Below are 19,396 nucleotides of genomic sequence, written 5' to 3'. Positions count from 1 at the left end.
CGGCCGATCGCGGTCCCGCGAGTCCGTGACCCGGGCACACACCGGTACGCGTACGGTCCGGGCCCGGAAGCCGGCCGCCATGACGAGGGTGCATACCGACGGGGGTGCATACCGGGGCGGGGCAGATGCGACGCTCGCCACGCTCCCGGCCCGCCGCCCCCACGGCGCTTCCCGACCATCTGGCCGATACTGGGAGCAACGGGTTCAGCGGGCAGCGGGCCCGCCGGGAACGGGAGGCGGTTGCCGCATGACTCCGACCGACGGAGGAACGCCCCGACAACCCCCGGCCGCCGCCCCCGGCGCGTACGGCAAGGCGGTGTTCCAGCCCGGTCGGGCCGGCGAGGACGAGCGCATCGACCTCGGCGCGCTGGCCTACGACGACATCACCGTCGCCCGGCTGCGGTCGCTGGGCGCCGGGCCCGGCTGGAACTGCCTCGACGTGGGCGCCGGCACCGGCAGCGTGGCCCGGCGCCTGCTGGGTGAACTCGGGGTCGCCGGTGTGCTGGCCGTGGACCGTGACACCCGCTTCCTCGCCGCCCACCCGCAGCCGGGCCTCGACCTCCTGGAGGCGGACCTCGCCGACCCCGACTTCGATCCCGGGCGCTTCCACCTGGTCCACGCCCGGTTCGTACTGATGCACCTGCCCACCAGGCGCAAGGTGATGGCGCGCCTGAGCGAGCTGCTGCTCCCGGGCGGGGTGCTGGTCCTGGGCGACGCCGTCGACCCGACCTCCGACACCGCGCCCCCGAGCCCGTACACCCGGGCCGTCCAGGCCATGTGGCAGGGCCTGCACGACACCATCGGCACCGACGTCTCGTGGACGCCGCGCTACCCGCAGATGCTCCACGACCTCGGACTGGACGCCGTGGCCGCCGAGATCCATGTCCCGCCCCTCGTCCCCGGCTCCGCGATCAGCCGCTTCTGGGCCGACACCTGGGACCGCGCGCGAGAGGCCATGACCGCGACCGGACTGGTAGACGACGCGGACGTCGACGCGGCGATCCGCTACCTCGACTCGCCCGACTGCGCCGCCCTCTCGCCGGGACTGATCACCGCTTGGGGCCGCAGGCCGGGCGGCGCCGAGACCGGACCGGCCTGAGCGCCGCGCGACCGCGCGGCGAAGGTTCCCCGCCGGGCTCGCGCAGGTGCGCCCACCAGACCAGCACGGCCGCCAGGGCGACCGAGACGACCGCCGTCGACATCCCGGCATGGACGCCGAAGCGCACGGTGACGGAGCCCGCCACCAGAGCCCCGAGCGGGACACCCAGACCCGACGAGAGCATCCGGCGGGTGGTGTTCACCCGGCCCTGGAGCTCCGCCGGGGTGACCTCCTGCGAGTAGCTCATGGTGTTGACGAGAACCACGAGATAGGCCGACCCCCACAGGGCGAGGGCGACCACCGCGACCCGCCAGTCGTCGACGGACACCACGACCAGACCGAGCAACGCACCCGCCGGCAGCACCGGGAGGAGGACGCGGAAGGCGTCCATCCGGCGCCGGAGCCGGGGCAGGAGCAGTGACCCGCCGATCCCGCCCGCGCTCCACGCCGCGTAGAGGAATCCGATCCGCCCGTCCGTGCCGGGTATCCCGAGCCCGCGGTCCGCCCAGACGACCATCTGTCCGACGATCGCACCGCCGGCGAAGGACTGGAGCGTGCCGACCACGGTCATCGTGCGCAGCACACGGTGGCCTCGCAGGAACCGCAGCCCCTCACCGACGGACTCCCCGAAGCCGGCGCGGGCGGCGGCCGGCGCGCCGCGGTGCGGCCCGCGGGCCACGGCCCGCACCAACAGGGCGGAGGCGATGAAGGACACCGCGTCGACCACCACGGAGTCCGCCGGGCCCAGCAGCACCATCAGGCCGCCGGCGACCGCGGTGCCGGTTGTCCGGACGAGGGACTCCGCGCCCTGGACCAGCCCGTTGGCCCGGGCGAGGTTCTCATTGCCCACCGCCTCGGGCACGAACCCGTACCCCCCGGCGTCGAAGAAGAGGGCGAGGCAGGAGGACAGCAGCGCCACGGCGATCACCTGCGCCCCGGTCAGCACGCCGAACGCGGCGGCCACCGGGACGGTGGCCAGGCAGGCGGCGTTCAGCGTGTCCGAGGCCACCATGAGGCGGCGCCGGTCGACCCGGTCGGCCACCACCCCGGCCACCAGCCCGAAGAGGAGGTACGGCAGGGTTCCGGCCGCCGCCACGAGGGACAGCAGGAGCGGCGATCGCGTCTGCTGGTACGTCAGGACCGGCAACGCCACCGCGGTGACGGCCGAACCCAGCGCGGAGATCGTCCTGGAGAGGAGGAGAAAGCGAAAACCCCTCAGTTTCCTGAGGGGTTTCGGGGGAGGACTCGTGGGAATCGTGGGAATCGCGGGTTTCGGGGGATCATCGACGGTCTGCTGTTCCGCGCTCGAAGACATGGTGGTTTATAGGCAGACCTCGGCACGCGCCGCAACCGGTGCCCGGATCGGATTCCCGGTGGCCGGCCACGCCCGGCCGACCCGCCCCGGCCCCACGGGCGCCCCCGCCCGGGGCGCCGGGAGCGGCAGGCCGCATACTCGGTGATCGTCGCGCAGGGCGAGGCCGCGACGGCGACCGCGCCCCGCGCTCCGGGCCGGGAAGGGTTGATGGGGTACATGAAGGAAATGAACGAACTGGCCGTGCCGGAAGTGGTGGACAGCCCGGCGCTGCGACCACAACCGAGCGGAGGGCTGGCGCGGTGGTTGCTCCGCCACCGGGTACAGCCGGTCGGGCCGGCGGCCGGAGAGGGGCACAACGAGCCGCACGCCTGGTGGAAGGTGATGTGCCTGACCGGGGTCGACTACTTCTCCAGCCTGGCCTACGTACCGGCGATCGCCGCGCTCGCGGCCGGCGCTGTCTCGCCGCTGGCCACGCTGGTGATCGTCGCGCTCACCCTGCTCGGCATGCTCCCCATGTACCGGAGGGTGACGCAGGAGAGCCCGCACGGCGCCGGCTCGGTGGCGATGCTGGAGGACCTGCTGCCCTTCTGGCGCGGCAAGTTGTTCGTGCTGGTGCTGCTCGGCTTCGTCGCCACCTCGTGGGTGATCACCATCACGCTCTCGGCGGCGGACGCGTCCGTGCACGTCGTGGAGAACCCCTTCTTCCCCCAGGCGCTCCACGGCCACGAAGTGGCCATCACGGTGGCGATGCTGCTGCTCCTCGGCGGCGTGTTCCTGCTGGGGTTCAGCGAAGCGGTCAGCGTGGCCATCCCCTTGGTCGCCGTCTTCCTGCTCCTCAACGCGGTGACCATCGGTGTCGGCCTGGTCGACGTGTTCACCACCCCCGGCGCGTGGTCGGCGTGGACGGACGCCCTCGTCTCGGGCGGAGGCGGCCTCGGCGATCTGGCGGGGCCGGCGCTGCTGGCGTTCCCCCTGCTGGTCCTCGGCCTGTCCGGCTTCGAGACCGGGGTGAGCATGATGCCGCTCGTCGCCGCCGAGGGCGCCGACCCCGAGGAGCGCTTGCGGTCGCGCATCCGCAACACCCGTAAGCTCCTGACCACGGCCGCGCTCGTGATGAGCGTCTACCTGCTCGCGGCGAGTTTCGTCACCACGGTCCTCATCCCGCACAAGGAGTTCGAAGCCGGCGGCGCGGCGAACGGCCGTGCGCTGGCCTGGCTCGCCCACGAGCACGTCGGGGAAGCCTTCGGCACCGCCTACGACATCAGCACCATCCTGATCCTGTGGTTCGCGGGGGCCTCGGCGATGGCGGGCCTGATCAACATCGTGCCCCGCTACCTGCCCGACTACGGGATGGCGCCCGAGTGGGGCCGCGCGGTGCGGCCCGTCGTGTTGGTCTACACCGCCCTGTGCGTCGGCATCACCATCGCCTTCGACGCGGACGTCAACGCCCAGGCCGGCGCGTACGCCACGGGCATCCTCGCCATGATGGTCTCCGGGGCCTTCGCCGTGACCGTCTCGGCCCTGCGCCGCCGCCGGCGCGCCGCGACCGCCGGATTCGCGGTCCTGACGGCGGTCCTGCTCTACGCGCTCGTCGCCAACATCGTCGACAAGCCCGACGGCATCACCATCTCGGGGATGTTCATCGCCGGCATCGTCCTGGTGTCCCTGGTCTCCCGCGTCTCGCGCACCACCGAACTACGGGCCGACCGGATCGTCTTCGACGACACGGCGCGCCGTTTCGTCACGGACACCCTCGCCCACGACAACGCCATCAACATCATCGCCAATCGGCGCGAGGCGGGGGACCGCGCCGAGTACGCCGGGAAGGAGCGGGAACAGCGCGGCACCAACCCGGTCCCCGGGCCGGCCGACGTCCTGTTCCTGGAGATCGACGTCGTCGATCCCTCCGACTTCAGCGAGACCCTCACCGTTCGCGGTGTGGACGTCGACGGGTACCGGATCCTGCGTGCCGAGGCGCCGGCCGCGCCGAACGCCATCGCCGCGATCCTCCTCGCCCTGCGCGACACGACCGGCGTCCGGCCGCACTGCTACTTCGCCTGGGCGGAGGGCAGCCCGCTGCGGCACATGTTCCGCTACTTCCTGCTCGGCCGGGGCGACACCGCGCCCGTCACCCGCGAGATCATCCGCAAGCACGAACCCCGACCCGAGCGGCGCCCGGGCATCCACGTCGGCGACTGAGGCGAACCGGTCGGACGAGGGAGCGGACGGCCCGCCGACGTCACACCCGACGCCGGCGGAGGCGGCCGTCCGGGGCGGCGGCCTCGGGGGTCGGCTCGGCTCCGCGCAGGTGCAGGTCCCGGACCGTGGCCGCCGTCTCGCGCTGGAAGTGCTCCCAGGAGACCAGCCGCAGCCAGGTCGGGTCCGGCCGGTTGGGCACGGTGGCGCCGCGCGCCGCCCACTCCCGGGCGAGTTCGTCGAACAACGGGGCGGACCCGGCGGCGTGCGACGGCTGGCGCGGCACGAACAGGCTGCGGACGCCGTCGGCCGCAGCCCGGTGCCGCGCCGTGGTGGTGGGCGTGGAGTGCGTCGTCGTCATGCCTGCGAAAACGATTCACCCGCCCACCGGACACGCCCATCCGGGAGTGGTCGGCCCGCTCGACGGCAGAGGGCCTCGATGTCCTGCGCGAACGTCGGGAACTCGGCCCGCGCCCCGGTGGTCGCACCGCGTCCCCGTCACCGCGGGAGGTCGACCGCCCGCCCCGACGAGCCCGGAGCCGGTCACCGGTCCCGCAGGGCCACCGCGGCGCAGTGGCCGTCCGGGACCAGGGCGTCGGTCAGGGTCCACCCCGGCAGGCGGGCCGGGACCGGGCCGGAACCCACGTAGTCCGCCGCCGGATTCTCCGAGAGCCCCACCCCAAGCCCCTTGAGGTACGCCTCCTTGCGGGTCCACACCCGGGTGAAGGCCAGTGAGCGGTCCCCCGCCGGGAGGGCGGCGAGCTCCGCCGCCTCCCTCGGGTGCAGGACGTCGGCCGTCTCCGCGATCGCCTGCGGCAGGACCAGCTCCTCCACGTCCGCCCCGACCGGGGCGGTCGCGAAGGCCAGCAGGCTGATCCCCGTGCAGTGCGAGAGGGAGAAGTGCAGGGCCCCGCCCGGCAGTACCGGCCGCCCGTGTGGCTCGTCGCAGTGCGCGCAGGGCGCCCGTTCCACGACCACGTCCCGCGCCGGCATGCCCAGGTAGGCACCGAGCAGCCGGCGCAGGGCCACGTGGGCGCAGACGTAACTGTCGCGATCAGCGGCCCGGACGAACTCGGCCGCGCGGGCCAGCTCCTGGGCGTCCAGGGTGCCGGGCGCGTGCCGGGCCGCGTGCACCCGGTAGGCGGTCGTGTCCACGAGCCACAGCTGCGGACTCGCCGCCACCAACACGGCCTCGGCCGGTCGCGGTCCCGGGTCCTGTCCCGGTGCGGGGACGGACAGCGGGGTCGGTACGAGCAGGTGAGCAGTGCCCGATGTCATGGCGAGAGCCTCCTCATACGGCCGCGGGGACGGGGAGCCGCACCGGGGCGGACTCCGCTTCCTTCGCGGGGTGCCGCAGGGCCAGGACGGCCGCGAGCGGCGAGACGAACGCGATGGCCCCGCACAACAGCCAGGTGGTCTGCACGCCGAGGGCCAGGGACAGCGAGCTGAACACGGCGATGGAGATGGGGGCCGTGCCGATCCCGGCGAGGGACAGCGTCGACATCGCGGCGCCCATCCGCTCCTCGGGGGCCGACTGCTGGTAGAGCGTGACGATGGCCGGCCCGTTCAGCCCGGACAGCAGACCGACCCCGGCGGCGACCGCGGTGAGGGAGACCACCGACGGCATGAGGGCCATCACCAGGATTCCGGCGGCGAGTCCCGCACCCGTGACGACGAGCCGTACGAACATCGGGATCCGGTGCGCCATGGCGGCGCCCACCGCGCTGGAACCGAGCGCTCCCACGCTGAACGCGGCCAGGACCACACCGACCGCGCCGACTCCCCAGCCGTGTTCGGAGACCAGCAGCGGCAGCGCCACCTCGGCCGGCCAGCTGAACGCCATGTCCAGGCACAGGGCCGCCACGAACATCCAGCGCAGCCTGGGGTGGCGCGCCAACAGCCGGAAACCGTCACCGGAGCGCTTGACCAGGGAGACACCGGGCTCGGGCGTGGGGCGGACGAAGCCGTGGGTGACGTGCAGCAGGCAGCCGAGCCAGACGGCGCCGGTGACGGCTCCGACGAGCATGGCCAGCCACAGCTCCCCGACGGTGATCAGGAACGCGCCGGCCGGCGCGCCGAGGATCGGCGCGACCCGCAGCACCATGGAGTAGAGGGAATTGGCCCGGGCCAGTTGGTCCCCGCGGGCGAACATCGGCAGCAGTACGCCGGAGGCCGGACCGGCGAGGCCCAGCAGGACCCCTTCGACCAGGGCGATCACCACCAGCGGCCACAGCAGGTGGGTGGTCGCGGTGACGACCGCGCCGGCGCCGAGCACGACGACCCGGGCGGAGGTGGTCCGCAGCAGGACGAAGCGCGGGCCGAGGGTGTCCGCCACCGCCCCGCCGAAGATCAGCATGAGGGCCCGGGGGACGGTGGCGGCCAGGGTCAGCAAGGTGACCGCGCCGGTGCCGCCGAGTTGGACGGCGGTCCAGTTCATGGCGATGAGCAGCGCGAAGCTGCCGAGTTGGACGGCGGCCTGACCGCCGACCAGTGAACTCACGCGTCCCCACTCGACGGTGGGAGCCGCGGGGGGCGTCTGTACGGGGGTTTCCATGGTCGACCTGTTCTGGGTGAGGGGCGGGTGAGGGTACGCAGCCGCGTGCGCGGTTCGGGACCACGCGGGCGGTACGGGACTACGGGCGCGGTACGGGACCACGCGGGCGGGCGGCCCGGTTCAGCGGGCGCGCCGCAGGGCGACGGCGACGGCCCGTTCCGCCGCCCGGGCCAGGTCGGCGACGCGCGGCGGTCCGCCGAGGCCGCGCAGGGCGAGGTGGCCGCCGAGGTGGCCGAGGCCCGCCCGGGACAGGGCCCGTGAGGCGGCCTCGCCGGCCGCCGCGGCGCCGAAGGCGGGGGCGACCGTGACCCCGGGGAGGTCGGAGAGCCGAAACCGTGCCCGTACGACGCGGGGTCCGCGCCGGGCCGGCCGACCGCTCCGGGGCCGGGTCACGGCCCCACCCCGGACACGGCGCCGCGACCGGAGCCGGCGTCCGCCCCGGGGCCGGGCGGTCGTGACCGGGCGGCCGGTCACGACCGCCCCCCGGCCGGTACGGCCTTCGGGGCGCCGGCGGGGGCGCCGACAGCGGGGGCTCCCACGGCCGGTACGTCCTGTTCGGGGCTGCCGGGCTCCCACAGGTCCTCCGGCCCCAGGTCCGCGACCCGGTACTTGCCGACGGCGCTCACCAGGAGCCGGGTCTCCAGCGCCAGGGCCCGCGCCAGCCGGACCAGGCCCTCGCGCGGGTCCTCGTCCACCGCGAGCAGCGCCGCCCGGCCAAGGCCCACGGCGGTGGCCCCCAGCGCCAGCACCCGCACGGCCCGGCCGCCTTCCCAGATCCGGCCCGTGGCGAGCAGGTCACCGGCCGGCGGGCCGATGCGGCGCAGGCACTCCCCGAGCGGCAGCCCGACCTGGTCGAGGAAGACCGACGGAGCCCAGCCCGTGCCGCCCTCGGCGCCGTCCACCGTCACCGCGTCCGCGCCCGCCGCCCAGGCGGTGGCCGCGGCCCGCGCGATGTCCCGGCCGGGGTGGAACTTCACCCAGGTGCGGGCCAGCGGGAAGTTGTTCCGCATGAATCGCAACTGCTGGCGGACGATCTCCTCGGTGAAGGTGCCCGGGGTCGCGCACCGCAGCAGCCGTTCGCCGTCGCCCAGCAGGTCCCTTACGGTGAACCGCCCCGCCAGCCGTTCGCCTTCGCCGGCGCCGACCACCGTCATCCCGCCCAGCCCGGGCTTCGCGCCTTGGCCCACCTTCAGTTCGAAGCCGAGCCGGCCGGAGTCCCGTAGCGCCCGCGTGCCGGGGTCGCTGTAGAGGAGGTTCCACACCTCCGAGTCGGCGTCCTCGGTGGACTGCTGCACCACCACGCCGCCGACCCCGTCCGGGAGGCTGTCGCAGTACGCGGCGATCCGTTCCAGCAGGGCCGACCGCGTGCCGTCGCCGCCGCGGGAGTACCCGTGCACCGGCACCATGTTCTCGCCGATCACCATCGGGATGCCGAGCCGCGCCGCCTGCCGGCCGGCCGCCACCCCGAGGTCCCCGCTGCCCGCCCGGGTGGACCCGAACGCCGAGAGGTAGAGGGGTAGGTCCGCGGCGAAGCCACCCACGCTCGTCCGCAGGTCCACGTCCTCGAAGGAAGGCTCGCGGCCCAACTCGATCAGCTTCTCCAGCCGTCGCGGCATGAACACCGGCGGTACGAGACGCAGTTCGTCCAGCGGGTCTCCCGCCGCCCCGCGCGCCGAGGCCCCGTACAGCCGCCCGCCGTAGGAGTCCGCGGCCGGGAAGGCCTCGGCCGTGCCCGCCCGGGCCCGGGCCCGTACCGCCTGCTCGGGGAAGCCCGCCGCTTCGAGTGACCCGCTCACGGCGCGATCACCCCCGGCAGCTTGGGGTAGGCGCTGACCTGCCACAGGGCGTCGAGCCCGGTCAGGAAGCGGACCAGGCGCTGCAGGCCCATGCCGAAGCCGGCACTGGCCTCGATGCCCTCGCGGGCCAGCTCCAGGTACCAGGCGTACTTGGCCGGGTTCTCACCGCTCTCCCGCATCCGCGTGACGATCGCCGCGTAGTCGGACTCCCGCTCGCTGCCGCTGACCAGTTCGCCGTATCCGCCCTGCGCGATCAGGTCGAAGTTGCGCAGCACGCCGGGCCGTTCGGGGTCCTCCCGGTCGTAGAACCCGCGCGAGCCCTTGGGGTAGTCGTCGATGAAGAACGGGCGGTCCGCCTCCAGCGAGAGCACCTTCTCGCCCGCCCAGTCGATCTCCGCGTCCGCGCTCTGCGGGTGGCCCCGGTCGAGCAGGCGGGCCACCGCCTCCTCGTGGGTGCGGGAGTCGAACTTGCCCTGCCGCAGCTCGGTGAAGTCCCCCTCGTCGCGGCCCAGTCCGCGCAGGACGTCGCCCACCGCCGTCCACACGTGGTCCACCACGTGCGTCAGCAGGCCCGCCACGATCTCCTGCACGTCGTGGCGCGTGGCCCCGGCCATCTCCACGTCGATCTGGTGGAACTCCACCAGATGCCGGCCGGTGGAAGCCGTCTCCGGCGGCTCCACGCGCACGTTCGGTGCGATGTAGAACAGTCGCGGGAACCCCTTGAGCGAGGCCTGCTTGTACAGGATCGCGCTGGTCATCAGCTTGTACGGCTCGCCGTAGTAGTCGACGTCCAGGGCCTTGGCGCCCCGGCCGCCCGGATCGGTGACCGGGCCGACCAGCGGCGGCAGCAGTTCCACGAAGCCCTCGCCGCGCAGGAACTCGCGCGCCGCGTACAGGGCTTCCTGCTGGACCAGCATCGCGGAGCGCAACTGCGGGGAGCGCAGGTGCTCACCGAGCGGGGGAGGGGTCTGGAACTCCATGTGGACTCCTGTCGAGAACGGGACGCGTGGGGATGTGGAGGGGTGGGACGGGCCGGGCACGGGCCGGTTCACGCGGCGACCCCGTCCTCGTCGTAGCGCCGGGCCACCGCGTGGACGGCCGCGAGCAGTCCGTCCGAGGTCATCGGTGAGCGGTCGGCGCGCAGGGCGGCGGATGCGACCGGCATGGCGCCGACCGCGGACCACCGCAGCCGCCCGGCGGGGTCGACGAAGCTGCGCGAGCGTCCCGCGTTGTCCGGGTGCAGGCAGTACGGGACGTCCAACACGCCCCGCGCGAAAGCCGTGCGCAGCGAGCGCCCGAGGTCCTCGCCGAAGTCGAGGACGGCCTCCACGAAGGCCCGGGCCTCCAGGTAGACCTCGCTGTCCGTCGGGTCCCCGGTCAGGGCGGGCCGCTCGGTGAGCGCGGCGGTCGCCGCCGCCGTCTCCAGCGCCCGTACGTTCTCCCGCACCGTCGGGATGCGGTGCGCCTCCGCGGCGGTCTTCACGATCAGGCGCTGCGCCCCGGCGCGGACGGCCAACCGCGCCGAGGCCTCCAGGAGGCGGGTGGCGCCGTGGGCGGTGTGCGGGAAGACCCCCATGTAGGTGTAGAGCACGATGTGCCGGTCCACCCCGGGCGGCAGGAACTCCTCGGCCAGCCGGCCCAGGGCGCGCACCGCCTCGGTGTCCTGGGCGGGGTCGGTCTGCTGTGCGTAGCTGAGGGAGACGGACCTGATTCCATGCCGTGCGAAGAACATCCCCTCCAGCAGGCTCAGCGCCACCAGCAGCCCGGGCGGGCAGAGTTGCCCCAGCATGCAGCCGCCGAAGCTCTCCAGGTGGGGCGTGCGCGGAGGCGGGGCCAGCGCCGCCAGCAGTTCGCAGCCGCGGGCCCAGTTGTCCACGGACTCGGCGAGCGGGGTCCGCCCGTAGGGCAGGCAGTAGGAGACCGGGCCGCCCTCGGTGGCGTCCAGCCCGGCGGCGGCGAGCGCGCGGACGATGGCCTCGGGGCGGGAGGAGCCGTGGCGTACCTGGACGGGGAAGCGGGCGTCCAGGACGCCGTCGAGGAGGGAACGGGTGCGCTCGGCGCGGTGGGTGGTGATCGGGTAGCCGTTGAGCGGGGTGCCCTCGGCCAGGGCGGCCCGGGCGGCGGCGTGGGCGCCGACCCGGGTGTAGCTGTCGATGGTGAGGGTGCCGACGGTGGTGGCGACGGCGGATTTGGTCCGCTCCAGTCCGTCCCGCATCCGGCGCGGATCGCCGAAGCCCATCCGGGGCTGTACGACGAGCCGGCCGGCCGCCGCGCACGCGCCGACGAAGGCACCGAACGAGGCGGTGCCGCGGTCCGGGGCCGTGGGGAAGAGCGCGGCCACGTTCGGTGCGGCGAGCGTGGCGGCGGTCATGCGACGGCCTGCCCGCCGGTGTCGGCGCCGGCGCGGACGCGTACTTCGGCCAGGGAGCCCAGGTAGGCGCGCAGCCGCCCGACGTCGCCGTCGTCGAAGACCGCGTCGACGCCCGCGTCCAGGAGCCGGGCCCGCCGCCGCGGGTCCACCTCCCCCGCCACCCCGAGCTTCCCGCCGATGACGACGGGCGTGGTCAGCCCCGCGTCCCGGAGGGCCCGGACCGCCCCGAGGCCGTCGCGGTAGCCGTGACCGTTGACGCTGCTGACCACGACGAGGTCCGGGTCACGGTCCGCGCAGACACCGACGAGCAGCTCGTCCGGTACGCAGGGGCCCAGGTTCCGGACCCGGTGCCCGGACTCCTCCAGCAGCAGCTGGAGGTAGACGAGATTCCAGGTGTGGGAATCGGATGCCGTGCCGGTCAGCAGGATGTTCATATTCCGTCGTCGCATACGAGAAATATAGAAAGCACCGGACCCGGCGAGGGGAAGTTACGGCGGCAGTATGGAGGAAATCCGGTGGGGGTTCCGGTCGATATGGAAAACGAGAAGCCGCGGCCCGCACTGCGGGCCGCGGCTTCTCGTTCTCCTCATATCACCGATTCACTGGAACGTGCTCACGCGTACTGCGCGACCAGGCTCTTGGGGCGGATGTCCGTCCAGTTCTCCTCCACGTACGCTAGCGCGTCCGCCCGTGTCCCCTCTCCCCATACCACGTCCCAACCTGCGGGAACTTCGGCGAAGACGGGCCACAGCGCGTGCTGTCCCTCGGCGTTGACCACGACGTGGAAGGTGCCCTCGGTGTCGTCGAACGGGTTGGTCATGACAGACTCCTCAATTTTTCGGAAAGGATACGACCGATCAAAGCGAGCGGTTCCGGTTCACCCATTCTGGTATGCGGAACCCCGATCACGTGATTCTCCACGCGGCCCTCGACATAGGGAATCCAGGGCTGCGCGAGAGTGTTTTCCGTTTCCCCGTCCTCGATGGCCGCCAGGAAGAGAAGGTCGGTGGCGACCGGGCGCGGGGCGTACAGGTTCATGATTTCGGCGTGGTTGACGGAGGCGCCGATGACGGAGCGGATCTCGGCGTCGGAGAAGGCCCCGAGCACCGGGTCCTTCAGGCGGACCAGGTCGATCAGCGCGTCGACGTCGAAGGGCGCGTCCTCGGGTTCGTCCGTGGCGTCCCCGACGAGCATGTCCCGCTTCTGCGCGGGCGTCATCCGGCGGCGCACCGGTTCGGTGGGCAGCAGGTGGACGTCCATCATGGCGAGCAGATCGGTGCGCTCGCCCAGCTCCGCCAGCCGGACGGCGAGCGCGTGCGCGACGGTCCCGCCGAAGGACCAGCCCAGGAAGCGGTACGGACCGTGCGGCTGGACCTCCCGGATCAGCGGCAGGTAGTCCTCGACCATCTCCTCCACCGACTCGGGGGAGTGGCCCAGCTCGCTCAGCGCCCGCGCCTGGATCGCGTACAGCGGCTGGTCGGGCCCCAGGTGCCGGGCGAGGCCGGCGTAGGGCCAGCCCACTCCCGTACCGGGGTGGACGCAGAACAGCGGGGCCCGCGAGCCGCGCGGGTTGAGGGGGAGGAGCACCCCCATCGGGTCGAACCCGGTGGGCTCGTCGCCCAGCAGCCCCGCCACGGTCGGCGTCCGGAACAGGTCGCGGACCCCACGCTCCAGGCCCAGTACGGTCCGCATCCGGCTGACCAGGCGCACCCCGAGCAGCGAATGGCCGCCCAGACCGAAGAAGTTGTCGTCGATGCCGACCCCCTCGATGCCCAGGACCTCGGCGAACAGTCCGCACAGGATCTCCTCGCGCGGGGTGCGCGCCGGCCGTCCCGAGGGTTTCGCGGCGGGCGCGGGCGCGGGCAGGGCCTTGCGGTCGGGCTTGCCGTTGACGGTCAGCGGGATCGCGTCCAGCAGGACGGCCGCCGACGGCACCATGTGCTCGGGCAGTTCGTCCGCGGCCCAGCGCAACAGCGCGTCCTCGGTGAGGGTGTGACCGATGCGCGGGACCGCGTACGCGACGAGCCGCTTGCCGCCGGGGCCGTCCTCGAACACCACCACGGCGACCTGTCCCACCGCCGGGTGCCGGGCCAGGGTCTCCTCGATCTCACCGGGTTCGATCCGGAAGCCGCGCAGCTTCACCTGGCCGTCGGCCCGTCCGATGAACCGCAGTTCGCCGTCGGCCGTCCAGTGCACGAGGTCCCCGGTGCGGTACATGCGGCCGCCGTCGGCGCCGAAGGGGTCGGCGACGAACCGCTCCGCCGTCAGCCCGGGCCGGCCGATGTAGCCCCGGGCCACCTGGGTCCCGGCGATGTACATCTCCCCGGCGACCCCGGGCGGCACCGGGCGCAGCCGCTCGTCCAGGACGTGGACGCGGGTGTTGTCGAGCGCCGAGCCGAGGTACACCCCCCGCAGGGTGCGCCGCCCCGTGGGGAAGCGCTGTTGGTGGGAGGCGAAGGTCGTCTCCGTCGGACCGTAGGAGTGGACCACCACGGTCTCCGGGCAGTGGGTCAGGACCCGCTGGAGGGCACTGGGCGAGGCCACGTCGCCGCCCGTCCAGACCTCTTCGAGGAGTTTGAGGGTGTCCAGGCCCTCGTCGGCCATGATGTGGAAGAGGCCCATCGTGAAGTACGCGGCGGTGACGTCGTAGGTGCGGATCGTGTGGTCGAGTTCGGCGACGTCGGTCCCGTCACCCGGTGCGATGACGAGCTGCCCGCCGTTCAGCAGCGGCACCCACAGCTCGTAGGTGGAGGCGTCGAAGCCGATCGCCGAGTGGACCAGCATCCGCCGGTGGTGGGCGACGTTCCAGCACCGGTCGGTGACGAGTTCGACCACGTTGCGGTGGGTGACGCCGACGCCCTTGGGTCGGCCGGTGGAGCCGGAGGTGAACATCACGTACATCAGGGCGTCCTCGCCGACCGTGATCCCCGGGTCGGCGACGTCCGGTTCGAGGACGAGGGTGTCGACGGCCATGACCCGTACGCCGCAGACCCGTTCCCGTTCCACCGATGTCCGGCCGAGGTGCGCTTCCTGCGTGAGCAGCACCGTCGCCGCCACGTCCTCGGAGATCATGCGGACCCGCGCGTCGGGCAGCCGCGGGTCCAACGGTACGTATGCCGCACCGCACTTGAGCACCGCCAACGTCGCCACCAGCAGGTGCGGTGTGCGGTCCATCAGCACGGCCACCGCCCCGTCCCGCGCCACGCCCGCCTCGATCAGGTGGCGCGCCAGCGCGTTCGCGCGGGAGTCCAACTCGGCGAAGGTGAGGGTCTCGTCCTCGTACGAGAGCGCGATGCGGTCGGGGGTGCGCCGCGCCTGCGCCGCGAACCGTTCGTGGACCAGCCCGCACCGGGCCCGCGGGGTCGCCGTGTCGTTGTACTCGGTGACCAGGCGGAACTCCTCCTCCACGGTCAGCAGTCCCACGTCGCCGACGCGCTGCTCCGGGTCCTCGGCCACCGCCCGCAGGGTGCGGGCCAGGTGCGTCGCCAGCAGGGCCGCGGTGCCCTCGTCGTAGAGGTCCGTCGCGTACTCCAGTACGCCGACCAGCCCGCCCGGCCTGCCGTCCGCGCCCCGGGTCTCCCGCAGGGACACCGTGAGGTCGAACTTGGTGAAGCCGGAGGCCGTGCCCAGCGGCGTCCCGGCCAGCGCGGCCCCGGGCGGGGTCTGCGGCTCGGCCGGGTGGACCTGGACGATCGCCTGGACCAACGGGTGGTGGGCGGTGGAGCGCACCGGGTTCAGCCGTTCCACCACCAGATCGAACGGCACGTCCTGGTGGGCGTAGGCCGCGAGGTCGGTGTCCCGGACCCGGCGCAGCAGTTCGGAGAAGCGCGGGTCGCCGGAGGTGTCGCAGCGCAGGACCAGGGTGTTGACGAAGAAGCCGACGAGATCGGTCAGGGCCTCGTCGTCCCGGCCGGCGGTCACCGTGCCCAGCGGCAGGTCGGTGCCCGCGCCGTGCCGGGTCAGCACGGCCGCGAAGGCGGCCTGGACCACCGTGAACAGCGTGGTCCCGTGTTCCAGGGCGAGCCTCTCCAGCCGGGCGTGCGTCGCGGCGTCCAGTTCCAGGGCGGTGGCCGCGCCCCGGTGCGAGGCGTCGGCGGGGCGGGTGCGGGAGGAGGTCAGTTCCAGGACGGGCGGCGCGTCGCCGAGGGTCCGCTCCCAATAGGCGAGGTGCCCGGCGGCGGCCTCCCCCTCCAGGGCCGCGCGCTCCCACAGGGTGTAGTCGGCGTACTGCACCGGCAGCGGCTGCCAGGCGGGGGCCGACCCGGCCGACCGGGACTCGTAGGCGGCGGCCAGGTCGGCCAGCAGGGGGCCCGTGGACCAGCCGTCGGCCGCGATGTGGTGGACGAGCAGCACCAGGACCTGGGCGGGGCCCGCGTCGATCAGCGAGGCCCGGAAGGGCAGTTCACCCGCCAGGTCGAAGACGTGCCCGGCGGCCGCGTCCACCGCCGCGTCGAGCCCGGCCGGATCCGCGGTGACCAGGTCCAGCACGGGTCGGGCCGCGTCCACGACGCGCTGGTGGGGCCGGCCGTCCACGGACGGGTACACGGTGCGCAGCACCTCGTGCCGGCCCGCGACATCGGCCAGCGCCTCGGCCAGCACCGCCGGGTCCAACGGCCGTTCCAGGCGCAGCGCGAAGGGGATGGTGTAGGAGCGGCTCGGCCCCTCCAACTGGTCCACGAACCACAGCCGGCGCTGCGCGTACGACAGCGGGATCAGCTCGGGTCGTTCGGCCGCCGGTACGGGCGCCGGCGCCGGCCGCCCGGCGGGCGCCGCCTCCCGCAGCAGGCGCACCGCCAGCTCGGCCGGGGTCGGGGCGAGGAACAGGTCCCGGATGCGGGCCTCGACGCCGAGCGTGGCCCGGATGCGGTTGACGAGGCGCACCCCCATCATCGAATGTCCGCCCACCGAGAAGAAGTTCTCGTCGGGGGCCACCCGGTCGAGCCCGATCACCTCGGCGAAAAGCGTGCACAGCACAGCGGTCGCGGCCGGGTCGCCGGCCCGTGCGGTCCGGTTCGGCTCCAGCGCGCGGGCCCGCGCGAGGCGCTCCCGGCGCTCCGCCAGGTCCCGGCTCTCCTCCGCCGTGAGCAGCGCGGGCGCGGCGGCGCCGGTCGGCCCGTCGGGGTCGTCCGCCGCACGGGAGAGGGCCCGCAGGAACACATCCAGCAACAGTCGCGCGGTCGTGGCGTCGAAAAGGTCCGCCGCGTACTGCCACCACACCTCCAGTCCGCCGTCCGCGAGCTCCACGCACGAGGCGCTGAGGTCGAACTTGACCGTTTCCAGGCCGGGTTCGACGAAGCGACCGGTCAGCCCCCCGCCGAGGGTCAGGGCCGTGTCGCCCTCCTCCTGCACGGTCAGCATCACCTGGAAGAACGGGTTCACGGCCAGGCCGCGCTCCGGGTTGAGGTGCTCCACCAGCAGGTCGAAGGGGAGTTCCTGGTGGGCGTAGGCCGCCAGGTCCGCCTCCCGCGCCCGGTCCACGAGCTCCGCGTACGGGGCGCCGCCGGACACGTCGGTACGCAGGACCAGGGTGTTGACGAAGAAGCCGACGAGGTCGCAGAGCGCCTCGTCGCCGCGCCCTGCCACCGGGGTGCCGATCGCGACGTCGCTACCGGCCCCGACGGCGGCCAGGGCCAGGGCCAGGGCCGGCTGGAGGGCCATCAGCATGCTCGCTCCGCGGTCCTCCGCCAGCGCCGCCAGCCGCCGGTGCGCGCCGGCGTCCAGCCGGGCGACCAGCGTGGCGCCCTCGCCGCTCGGTTCGGCGGGCCGGGGTCGGTCGGCGTGCAGGTCGAGGACGGTGGGCATGCCGTCGAGCGCGTCCCGCCAGTGGTCCAGCGACGGGGCGGGATCGGCGAGGAGTTCCCGCTGCCACAGCGTGTAGTCCGCGTACTGCACCGGCAGCGGCTCCCACGCCGGCGCGCCGCCGGCCAGTCGGGCCGCGTAGGCCTGCCCGAGGTCGCGCAGCAGCGGAGTGACCGACCAGCCGTCGGTGGCGATGTGGTGGGTCAGCAGTGTGAGGGTGGCGGAGCCGTCGCCGGGGACGAACAGCGCCGCGCGCAGGGGCAGGTGGGCGCCGAGGTCGAAGATGCCGGCCGTGAAGCGGGCGGTCAGGAAGGCCAGTTCCGCGGGCGCGCACTCCCGTACGGTCAGCGGGATTTCGGGCGCGGCCAGGACGTGCTGGTAGGGCTCGGAGTCCACGGCCGGGTACACGGTGCGCAGCACCTCGTGCCGCTCCACCACGTCGGCGAGGGCCGCGGCGAGCGCCCGGCGGTCGGGGACGGAGTCCAGGCGAAGGACGAGCGGCAGGTTGTAGGCGGCCGACGGCCCCTCCAGGCCGGCCAGGAACCACAGGCGGCGCTGCGCGTAGGAGAGCGGGACCCGGTCCTCGGCGGGCAGCACCACACCGTCGAAGACGCGGACCGCGCCGCCGTCGGTGGTGATGTCGCTGTCGGCGGCGCCGGCGCCCACCGGCGTCTTGAGGAGTTTGCGGTCGATCTTCCCGGAGGAGGTCCGGGGGAGGGTCTCGACCAGGTTCACGGCGCTCGGCACGGCCGCCGCCGGGAGCTCGGCCCGTACACGGGAACGCAGGGCGGCCGCGGTCACCCCGGCGTCGGCGACCACGAACGCGATGAGCCGCTTGACGCCGTCGGGGGTCTCCCGCGGTACGACGGCCGCCTCCCGCACGCCCGGGTGGGAGGCGAGGACCGACTCCACGGACGCCGGGTCCACCCGGTGTCCGTTGATCTTCACCTCGTCGTCGGCGCGACCGCGGAAGCCGAGCTGCCCGTCCTCCCGTACGTGGACCAGGTCGCCGGTCCGGTAGGCGCGCCGGTCTTCCAGTGCGGCGAAGCGGGCGCCGGTCAACTCGGGCCGGCCCAGGTAGCCGTCGGCCAAGGCGCCGCCGAGCAGCCACAGTTCCCCGTCGACCACGGCGGCCCGGACTCCGGGCAGGGGCAGCCCGATCGGCACCGGACCGCCCTCGTACCGGGACAGGTCGGCGACCGTCGCCACGACGGTCGCCTCCGTGGGGCCGTAGGTGTTCAGCAGCCGCACCCGGTCCGGGTCCACGGCCCGGCACCACTGGGCGACCCGCTCGGGCAGCGCGGCCTCACCGCCGATGATCACCGTGCGGAGCGTCGGCGGCAGTTCGGCGATGCCGGCGGCGAGGGCGTGGGCCAGCTCGTGCCAGTAGGCGGTGGGCAGGTCCAGCACGGTGATGCCGTGCGCCGCGCAGCCGGCCAGCAGCCCGGGGACGTCGAGCATGTCCTCGTCGCGCAGGACGAGCGTGCCTCCGGCGCCGAGTGTCAGGAAGACCTCCTCGACGCTCGCGTCGAAGTGCAGCGGCGCGAACTGCAGGACCCGGTCCTCGGCGGTGATGCCGTACCGGACGGTGGCCCCGGCGACGAAGTGGGCCAGCGCCTCGCGCCCGATGACGACGCCGTTCGGAGTGCCCGTGGAGCCCGAGGTGTAGATCACGTAGGCGGCGCCCTCGGCCACCCCGGGCCCGGGCAGGACGAACTCCCCGTCCCCCACCCCTACGTCATCTCCCGCGCAGTCCGCGAGGATCGAGGCGTTGCGGGCCGCCGGCGCACCCGGGTCCAGGGGCAGGTACGCGGCCCCGGTCCGCAGCGCCGCGAGCAGTCCCACCACCGCGTCGACGCCCCGGGGCCGGTGCACGGCCACCAGCCGGCCCGGACCCGCTCCCGCTTCCGCCAGCTCGTCGGCGCGGAAGGCCACCGCGAGGGCGAGCTGCCCGTACGTCACCCGGCGCTCGCCGTGCACCAGCGCGACGCGCTCGGCGTCCTGGGAGGCGATCCGGTCGAGCACACCGGGTGCGGGGGTGATCGCCGGCCCGCCGTCCAGGACGGCGGAGGCGGTGGGGGCGGTCGAGGGCATCGCGGGGCCTCCAGGCGAGGGGAAGGGTGCGGAGAGGACTCCGTGGCCTCCACGCTAGGTACCCCTCGGTCCCTCGGCGGGCAGTCCCCGCGGCAGCTCCCGCGTCCGGTCCTGCCGCCCACAACTGCCGCCGGGCCGCCGCGCGCCCGCGCACGACCCGGCGGGGCCGTCG

General features: G+C 74.0%; 13 protein-coding genes. 2 read left to right on the top strand and 11 right to left on the bottom strand.

Features of this window, described 5'->3' with window-relative positions; translation table 11 throughout:
* Positions 1-247: 247 nt before the first annotated feature.
* Positions 248-1,099: a class I SAM-dependent methyltransferase gene (locus E6R62_RS06860; RefSeq protein ID WP_136212392.1), complete on the top strand. Its 852-nt coding sequence runs from the start codon at positions 248-250 to the stop codon at positions 1,097-1,099.
* On the opposite strand, the gene E6R62_RS06855 is transcribed toward E6R62_RS06860, so the two are convergent.
* A complete protein-coding gene (locus E6R62_RS06855; RefSeq protein WP_276615543.1) occupies positions 1,050-2,318 on the bottom strand; it encodes an MFS transporter in 1,269 nt (422 codons plus the stop codon). The genes E6R62_RS06860 and E6R62_RS06855 overlap by 50 nt on opposite strands.
* Before the next feature lie 312 nt (positions 2,319-2,630).
* Here E6R62_RS06855 and E6R62_RS06850 point away from each other — a divergent pair, with 312 nt between their 5' ends.
* A complete protein-coding gene (locus E6R62_RS06850) occupies positions 2,631-4,613 on the top strand; it encodes an APC family permease (RefSeq protein WP_136212390.1) in 1,983 nt (660 codons plus the stop codon).
* Positions 4,614-4,653: 40 nt separating this feature from the next.
* Here E6R62_RS06850 and E6R62_RS06845 read toward each other — a convergent pair whose 3' ends face one another.
* The 10 genes from E6R62_RS06845 to E6R62_RS06800 form a co-directional block, all read right to left on the bottom strand.
* Positions 4,654-4,971, bottom strand: coding sequence for a hypothetical protein (locus tag E6R62_RS06845; RefSeq protein ID WP_136212389.1), 318 nt, complete (start codon positions 4,969-4,971; stop codon positions 4,654-4,656).
* 182 nt (positions 4,972-5,153) lie between these two features.
* The gene (locus tag E6R62_RS06840) at positions 5,154-5,888 is read right to left on the bottom strand and encodes a 4'-phosphopantetheinyl transferase superfamily protein (protein ID WP_136212388.1); all 735 of its coding nucleotides are present in this window, start codon (positions 5,886-5,888) and stop codon (positions 5,154-5,156) included.
* Between the two features lie 13 nt (positions 5,889-5,901).
* A complete protein-coding gene (locus E6R62_RS06835; RefSeq protein WP_136212387.1) occupies positions 5,902-7,164 on the bottom strand; it encodes an MFS transporter in 1,263 nt (420 codons plus the stop codon).
* Between the two features lie 120 nt (positions 7,165-7,284).
* The gene (locus E6R62_RS06830) at positions 7,285-7,557 is read right to left on the bottom strand and encodes a hypothetical protein (protein WP_136212386.1); all 273 of its coding nucleotides are present in this window, start codon (positions 7,555-7,557) and stop codon (positions 7,285-7,287) included.
* Between the two features lie 77 nt (positions 7,558-7,634).
* On the bottom strand, positions 7,635-8,960 hold the full coding sequence (locus E6R62_RS06825; RefSeq protein ID WP_136212385.1) for a glutamate synthase-related protein: 1,326 nt from the start codon (positions 8,958-8,960) through the stop codon (positions 7,635-7,637).
* Positions 8,957-9,940: an asparagine synthetase A gene (locus E6R62_RS06820; protein ID WP_136212384.1), complete on the bottom strand. Its 984-nt coding sequence runs from the start codon at positions 9,938-9,940 to the stop codon at positions 8,957-8,959. The genes E6R62_RS06825 and E6R62_RS06820 overlap by 4 nt, the downstream gene beginning before the upstream one ends.
* Positions 9,941-10,008: 68 nt before the next feature.
* Complete coding sequence (locus tag E6R62_RS06815; protein ID WP_136212383.1) at positions 10,009-11,331, bottom strand: methylaspartate mutase; 1,323 nt, start codon at positions 11,329-11,331, stop codon at positions 10,009-10,011.
* Entirely contained in the window at positions 11,328-11,780 is a 453-nt protein-coding gene (locus E6R62_RS06810; protein ID WP_240801516.1) for a cobalamin B12-binding domain-containing protein, read from the bottom strand. Before E6R62_RS06810 ends, E6R62_RS06815 begins: the two co-directional genes overlap by 4 nt.
* A gap of 164 nt (positions 11,781-11,944) precedes the next feature.
* Positions 11,945-12,151 (bottom strand): MbtH family protein, encoded by a 207-nt coding sequence (locus E6R62_RS06805; protein WP_136212382.1) that lies wholly within the window; start codon positions 12,149-12,151, stop codon positions 11,945-11,947.
* A complete protein-coding gene (locus E6R62_RS06800; protein WP_136212381.1) occupies positions 12,148-19,224 on the bottom strand; it encodes a non-ribosomal peptide synthetase in 7,077 nt (2,358 codons plus the stop codon). The genes E6R62_RS06805 and E6R62_RS06800 overlap by 4 nt, the downstream gene beginning before the upstream one ends.
* Positions 19,225-19,396 lie beyond the last annotated feature (172 nt).

This window comes from Streptomyces sp. A1136, from assembly GCF_004795055.1.
GTDB lineage: Bacteria > Actinomycetota > Actinomycetes > Streptomycetales > Streptomycetaceae > Streptomyces.
Note: the sequence above shows the minus strand (reverse complement) of the source record. Positions and strands in the feature narration are given on the sequence as shown.

What these genes read in the sequence shown, in the direction of transcription:
- E6R62_RS06860 (WP_136212392.1), top strand. Translation starts at nt 248, where the DNA reads ATGACTCCGACCGACGGAGGAACGCCCCGACAACCCCCGGCCGCCGCC.
- E6R62_RS06850 (WP_136212390.1), top strand. Translation starts at nt 2,631, where the DNA reads ATGAAGGAAATGAACGAACTGGCCGTGCCGGAAGTGGTGGACAGCCCG.
- E6R62_RS06845 (WP_136212389.1), bottom strand. Translation starts at nt 4,971, where the DNA reads ATGACGACGACGCACTCCACGCCCACCACCACGGCGCGGCACCGGGCT.
- E6R62_RS06840 (WP_136212388.1), bottom strand. Translation starts at nt 5,888, where the DNA reads ATGACATCGGGCACTGCTCACCTGCTCGTACCGACCCCGCTGTCCGTC.
- E6R62_RS06835 (WP_136212387.1), bottom strand. Translation starts at nt 7,164, where the DNA reads ATGGAAACCCCCGTACAGACGCCCCCCGCGGCTCCCACCGTCGAGTGG.
- E6R62_RS06820 (WP_136212384.1), bottom strand. Translation starts at nt 9,940, where the DNA reads ATGGAGTTCCAGACCCCTCCCCCGCTCGGTGAGCACCTGCGCTCCCCG.
- E6R62_RS06815 (WP_136212383.1), bottom strand. Translation starts at nt 11,331, where the DNA reads ATGACCGCCGCCACGCTCGCCGCACCGAACGTGGCCGCGCTCTTCCCC.
- E6R62_RS06810 (WP_240801516.1), bottom strand. Translation starts at nt 11,780, where the DNA reads ATGCGACGACGGAATATGAACATCCTGCTGACCGGCACGGCATCCGAT.
- E6R62_RS06805 (WP_136212382.1), bottom strand. Translation starts at nt 12,151, where the DNA reads ATGACCAACCCGTTCGACGACACCGAGGGCACCTTCCACGTCGTGGTC.
- E6R62_RS06800 (WP_136212381.1), bottom strand. Translation starts at nt 19,224, where the DNA reads ATGCCCTCGACCGCCCCCACCGCCTCCGCCGTCCTGGACGGCGGGCCG.